Raw genomic sequence first — 6,313 nt, forward strand, 5'->3', positions numbered from 1 at the left:
GTACAATACCGGGCTCATACCCTAGAGGCTGCCTAATGAAACGACCTGTCTAACTTTCGGGGGTCACTTCATTCCCGTAGGCGGGCTTTATCTTTATTACACAACATCAGAGTATACTCTCTTTTTTTCATACAGTTTATGTAATTATACATATTCATCAAAAAATACACTAAATGAATATTACATGTAGTAAAATATAACTTGTGGGCACGTTCTATAAAGCAGATTCTTTTAAAAGGCGTAACATATCAATTATTATAGGGGATGTGGCGTCACTTCAATATTGATCTCAAATCTCTTGTCTTTTGTGAACTAACAATCTAGTGTATATAGACGATTCTGCTTTATAGTATGTGTTTACACTCATAACAAAGGGGTAATGGTAATACGGATAGATTCGTATGAAATGAAATGGTTCAAGTCGGAGAGGGGCACCTTAAGGTGTCTTTTCTTTTTGGACATTACATCCATTTTGTTTTTCCACCTTATTTCAAATGCGCTAATTAACCTTCAACAAGAAGAAATGAGAATTAACAAAGATATTGTTTCTTCTGTTTAATATAGAAAAATGAAGGATACCCCATAGATATGGGGTATCCTTCATTTTTTATTTTTTCGCACCTTTCAATGACTCCCTCAGCACAAATTTCTGCAACTTCCCGCTCGCATTACGCGGAAGTTCATCTACAAATAAATAATGACGCGGACGTTTATAATCTGCTAGTTCATCACTTTCTTTGCAATACGTTTCTAAATCAGATTCTGTTATTGTTTCATCTTTCTTCACAATAACTGCCACAACACGCTCTCCCCATAATTCATCTGGCTCACCAAGTACCGCCACATCTAATATACCAGGATGACTATGAAGGAAATCTTCAATTTCACGAGGATAAATATTTACGCCACCGCTAATTACCATATCATCAACGCGATCAGCAACGAATAAATAACCGTCTTTATCAAAATAGCCTAGATCACCAGAATGATACCATCCTTTATACATCGATTTTTTATTCGCTTCTTCACGATTATGATAGCCAGCCATCATAGTTGGGCCGCGTAAAATAATTTCTCCCACTTCATAAGGAGGTAATACATCCTCTGGTTCTGCCGGTGCATCCTCGTTCGGTTTCACAATACGAACTTCATGGCTAAAACATGGCGTGCCTGCTGAACCAGCTTTCGTAATTTGATCCTCCTCTACGAGAAACGCAACAACTGGCCCCATTTCTGTCATTCCGTATATTTGAACAAGATCAATATAAAGACGTTCTTTACATTCTTTTACTAACGCCGGTGCCATTGCTGCTCCGCCGTATATACCAATCTTCATCGAAGTTAAATCATACTGAGCTAAATCTTTTTGCAACAACATATTCCACATTGTCGGCGCTGCAAAGAACGTCGTAATCTTTTCTTCTTGAATCGTATGTAATACTGTTTCTGTATCAAAATGATGCAAAATAACATTCTTTCCGCCAACTTGAATGCGTGGTATGATTCCGGCATTTAATTCACCACAGTGATATAAAGGCGCCACAACAAGCCCTACACTATCTCTATTATATTTAAGGAAATACGTACAAATCATACTATGCTCAGTCATTTCGCGATGACGATGTAATACGCCTTTCGGATGACCTGTCGTACCGCTCGTATAAAGCATTGAACAATAATCCATTTCATCAATTTCGATATTTACTTTCTCAGAAGATGCTTCATTCACTTTTTCATGGTAGGAACTTGCATAGGAAGGTTTATCGTTTTCTATAGACCAAAAAGATGTATTTGGAAAATCTCTTTCAATTATAGCAACAGTTGACTCAACTGCTTTTTCAAAGACAACGACTTTCGAGGATGCGTCCTGAAGAATATAAGATACTTCTTTTGCTTTTAAGCGGAAATTAATCGGGTTAAAGATCGCTCCAATTTTCGCACAGGCTAAGTAAACGTTTACAAATTCGCGGCAATTATATAAGTAAACAGATACAGTATCTCCCTTTCTTACCCCTTCTCCTAATAGAGCGTGCGCCGTTTTATTTATTTGTTCATCCCACTGTTTATACGTCCAGCGAATATTCTTTTCAGGTTCCACTAACGCCTCTTTATTCGGATACTTACCAACTGATAAATCAAAAATTCTCCCTATCGTCATGTACATGCCAACAATTTCCCCCTTTTCTCTTTCATAAATCTATCATTTCGTCCATAAGTAGACATTGTCCTTTAATGATTTGACTAATTTTTCTGATTATTATCGACATAGTTTTACATACGGTGCCGCTAAACGGTAAATGAAATTATATCAGCGATTTTCCAGGTATATCGACCGTAACTTGAAATATATCAGCGATTTTCAAAATATATCAGCGCAACTCGAATTATATCAGCGATTTTTCGAATATATCGACTTACCGACAAAAACTGACAATATAAAAAAGAGAGTGTTCCGCTTTGGAACACTCTCCTTCTTATACAAATAGCTCTTCTAAAATTTTCAGTTTATCTTCTGTATATTTTACGAAGCCATCGTTATATGATTTTGGATCTTTCGGATTTGCGAAGTGCGTAATTGCTCCTGTCTTCGGATGAACAAATTTACTTGATGCACCACAACCAAGTCCGATAATTGATTGTACTTCTTCCATAATGACAATGTTGTAAATACTTTCTTGCGTCGGCATTGCATAACCAACGTTCTCTAAGTTACCTAAAATATTCTTTTGACGATATAGGTAATATGGTACGTAATTATGCTTTTGCGTCCACTCTTCTGCTTCGTGCATCATCGCTGTAATTTCTTCGCGACCTGCTACTTTATATTTACGTTTGTTTTGCGTCATTTCAGAAGCACGTTTAAATGATAACGTATGAACTGTTAATGATTCTGGCATTAACTTTTCTGTTTCATCTAACGTATGTTTGAAGATATCTAACCCTTCACCAGGAAGACCAATAATTAAGTCCATATTAATATTGTTCATTCCCATTTCACGAGCTAAATGGTATTTCTCAATTGTTTCTTCTACAGTATGATGACGTCCAATTGCTTTTAGTGTCTCTTGATGGTATGACTGCGGATTAATACTAATACGGTCAATGTTCCATTTATTTAACACTTCTAGCTTTGCTGGCGTAATTGTATCTGGGCGACCTGCCTCAACTGTTACTTCACGCACATTTTTCACATCTGGGAACGCTTCATACATTTCTTCATACAGCATATCCATCTCTTCTGCTGTAATACTTGTAGGTGTACCTCCGCCGTAATAAATCGTCGTAACTTTTACACCTTTTTCTTTTAAAAACTTACCAATTTCACGAACTTCATAATGTAAACCACCTAAGAACGAATCAACAGACCCTTGGCGTCCATTAATCGCATAAGCCGGGAATGTACAATATGCACATTTCGTTGGGCAGAACGGAATACCGATATAAATACTTACTTCTTCTTTCAAACGGTATAAATCCGGAACAACTGCTAATTGGCAATCAACAATGCGCTGAAGAAGTTCAATTTTCTCTTCATGAATTAAATAACTTTCACGAAGCTCTTGATGCGCTTCTTCTTTTGACATACCATTTTGAAGCATTTTATGAAGAAGTTTCGTCGGACGTACTCCCGTTAAAATACCCCAGCTTTGTTCAATACCAGTTAACTGCTGAAGAACAGAAAGATATACATAAGAAACAACGTGTTTCACTTGCTTCATACGCTCTTTTTCATCTGTGAAAGCAGATAAATCTTTCGAGAATGTTTCTTCATACACATTTCCTGTGCTAACATCCGTTAATCGAGCGGATGCTTTCACATTATCCTCAATGTGTATATCAACGATAAGATTCGCTTCCTCTTGTTCAAATCCAATCGTACTATCTTCAAAAAATAAGCCGCCAATATTTTGTAGCGGACGTAAAAAACGATCATCTTGTAACGTTTTAATTGAAATTAACAACATTATCACCTTTTCATTTGCAAACTCTCTTTAGTTTACTTGAAGGGCGTTTACAGGTCAATACAGAAGGTTTTACCTGTTTCTCTTACATTTTTTCAAATAATTCTTTTTATGAATATCGCTCCTGTATATAGACATCATCATTTTCTCTTGTTAAAATTTATTAGTACTAAAATCGATACATAGTGAAAATACAATATAAAAAGGAGGAATGTTAACACTAGATTCCATAATCTAATGTGTTAAAAAAAATATGAAAAAGAAATTTTATAGTGTTTTAACTCTCTCTCTTGCATTACAAACTGTTCTTGCACCTACTTATTCATTTGCAGAGAGTGCTGAAAAATCCGCTGAAATATATACGGAAGATCAAGTTTTTAAAAGTATTAAAGAGCATGTTAATGAGCATAGTACTCATGAAGAAGATATCGAGGTTACTGGTCAATTCCTACTATACACTTCAAAAAAACATTCATTATATACCGCGAATGATTTAAAAAACAAATCGAATATCGAGATTACAGAACAAGTCGTAACGGCGACAAAGAAAAAAGGAAATGCTTATTACATAACGACGCCAACCGGCGCTGGATGGATAGATAACAATGATAATAGCTTAGAAGTTCAAGAGATTCATAAACTATCTAATCAAAAATTAATCGTAAAAGAAGAAGCTTCCATACATGCCCTTCCGTTCCAATCATTTAAAGAAGAAGGGAAACTACAGCCACAAGTCATAACTCCTACTGAACAAGCTGGAAATTGGTTTAAAGTCCAAATAAATGAAACAACAAAATGGATTTATGCACCTTCTGCTACATTTGAAGATACAAAAGCTTCATTATTAAAAAACAGTCGTTCTGCTAAAAATAGTTTATTGAGATCGCCAGAAGCTCTACAAACAAACAATATTTATGGCGTTACATTTAAAGAAATGATTGTCCCAAAAGGAAATGACGATATTCGCCCTGGCTACCCGATGGTGCCTAAATATATTACGATTCACGAAACGGCTAATACAGCGAAGGGTGCTAATGCTCTAAATCATGCAAAATTCTTAGATAATCAAGCACGCGGAACAGCTGATCGTGCCGCATCTTGGCATTTCACAGTAGATGATAAAGAAATTTATCAACATCTGCCAGTAAATGAAGTTGGATGGCATGCTGGAAATAAAACTGGAAACTATGAATCTATCGGAATTGAAATTGCCGTTAATCAAGATGGAAACTATGAAAAAGCGGTAGAAAATGCCCGTAAATTGGCAGCTTATTTAATGAACGACTTAAATATTTCTCTAGATAAGGTCCAAAAACATCAATTTTGGTCAGGAAAAAACTGCCCTGCGTTTATGATTCAACGCGGACAATGGGATGCTTTCTTAAAAGGAACTGAAACATACTATAAGGAAAACCAAAACAATCCCGTAACTGATGACATTACAGGTGGATGGTATGAACAAGACATTCGTCAATTAGCAGCTAGAGGCATTATGCAAGGAGAAGGGAACGGCAAGTACTTCCCAGAACGTCTTGTAACGCGTGCTGAATTTGCTACACTAATTACTCGTGCTTTACAATTACCAAGTGGAAATGCTAATTTCACAGACTTAGAACAAGTACACCCATCGTTAAGAGACGGTATTAACCGTGCAGCAAGCGCAGGCATAATCCGCGGACGTGGTGATAATACATTTGATCCAAATACTACAATTACACGCGAAGAAGCTGTTATTATGATTGATCGTTCTCTAAAACACGCTGGTATTTTTGCAAAACAAGTTGAACTACCATTCGTAGACCAAAACTTAATTTACGCTAAAGAAGAAGTACAAAGAGTGTATGGATATGGAATTGTAAAAGGTAATGAATTTAATCAATTCGTACCAAAAGGACCATCACAACGTGCACACGCAGCTGCATTTATAAACAGAATGCTTAGCGTAATTGAAGCTTAACATATTTATCATTCCATATAGATATTTTCATTTTATCTGTATTCACTTAAAAGGCATCAGAGACTATATATCTCTGATGCCTTTTATACATCTTTTAACCATTTTTAGCCATGAATCTTAAACGTATTCCTAGTAGCAGAAGCATAAAACCGATGAATGGAACGTAATTCGTATTGTGTCCTGTAGCTGGAAGTTGTTGATTATTAGAAGAACCTTGTCCTTTTTCTGGTAAATTAGGTTTTTCTACTCCCTCACCTGGTTTTTCTGTTCCTTCACCCGGCTTTTCTGTTCCTTCACCTGGCTTTTCTGTTCCTTCACCTGGCTTTTCTGTTCCTTCACCTGGTTTTTCTGTTCCTTCACCTGGTTTTTCTGTTCCTTCACCTGGTTTTTCTGT

General features: G+C 36.3%; 4 protein-coding genes. 1 reads left to right on the top strand and 3 read right to left on the bottom strand.

Annotated features, from left to right (window positions below; translation table 11 throughout):
- Positions 1-607 precede the first annotated feature (607 nt).
- Complete coding sequence (locus QO049_RS30175) at positions 608-2,164, bottom strand: fatty acid--CoA ligase (protein ID WP_284489806.1); 1,557 nt, start codon at positions 2,162-2,164, stop codon at positions 608-610.
- A gap of 310 nt (positions 2,165-2,474) precedes the next feature.
- A complete protein-coding gene (locus QO049_RS30180) occupies positions 2,475-3,965 on the bottom strand; it encodes a coproporphyrinogen III oxidase (RefSeq protein WP_065224680.1) in 1,491 nt (496 codons plus the stop codon).
- A 250-nt stretch (positions 3,966-4,215) separates the two neighbouring features.
- Between QO049_RS30180 and QO049_RS30185 the strand changes: the two genes are divergently transcribed.
- Positions 4,216-5,919: an S-layer homology domain-containing protein gene (locus tag QO049_RS30185; protein WP_284489807.1), complete on the top strand. Its 1,704-nt coding sequence runs from the start codon at positions 4,216-4,218 to the stop codon at positions 5,917-5,919.
- A 94-nt stretch (positions 5,920-6,013) separates the two neighbouring features.
- On the opposite strand, the gene QO049_RS30190 is transcribed toward QO049_RS30185, so the two are convergent.
- On the bottom strand, positions 6,014-6,313 hold a 300-nt coding region (locus QO049_RS30190), incomplete at its 5' end, for an LPXTG cell wall anchor domain-containing protein (RefSeq protein WP_284489808.1).

It is taken from the genome of Bacillus sp. RB3, assembly GCF_030164735.1.
In the GTDB taxonomy this organism is placed as follows: Bacteria; Bacillota; Bacilli; order Bacillales; family Bacillaceae_G; genus Bacillus_A; species Bacillus_A cereus.

Excerpts from the sequence above, each read along its gene's own strand:
- QO049_RS30175 (WP_284489806.1), bottom strand. The coding sequence starts at position 2,164 with ATGTACATGACGATAGGGAGAATTTTTGATTTATCAGTTGGTAAGTAT.
- QO049_RS30185 (WP_284489807.1), top strand. The coding sequence starts at position 4,216 with ATGAAAAAGAAATTTTATAGTGTTTTAACTCTCTCTCTTGCATTACAA.
- QO049_RS30180 (WP_065224680.1), bottom strand. The coding sequence starts at position 3,965 with ATGTTGTTAATTTCAATTAAAACGTTACAAGATGATCGTTTTTTACGT.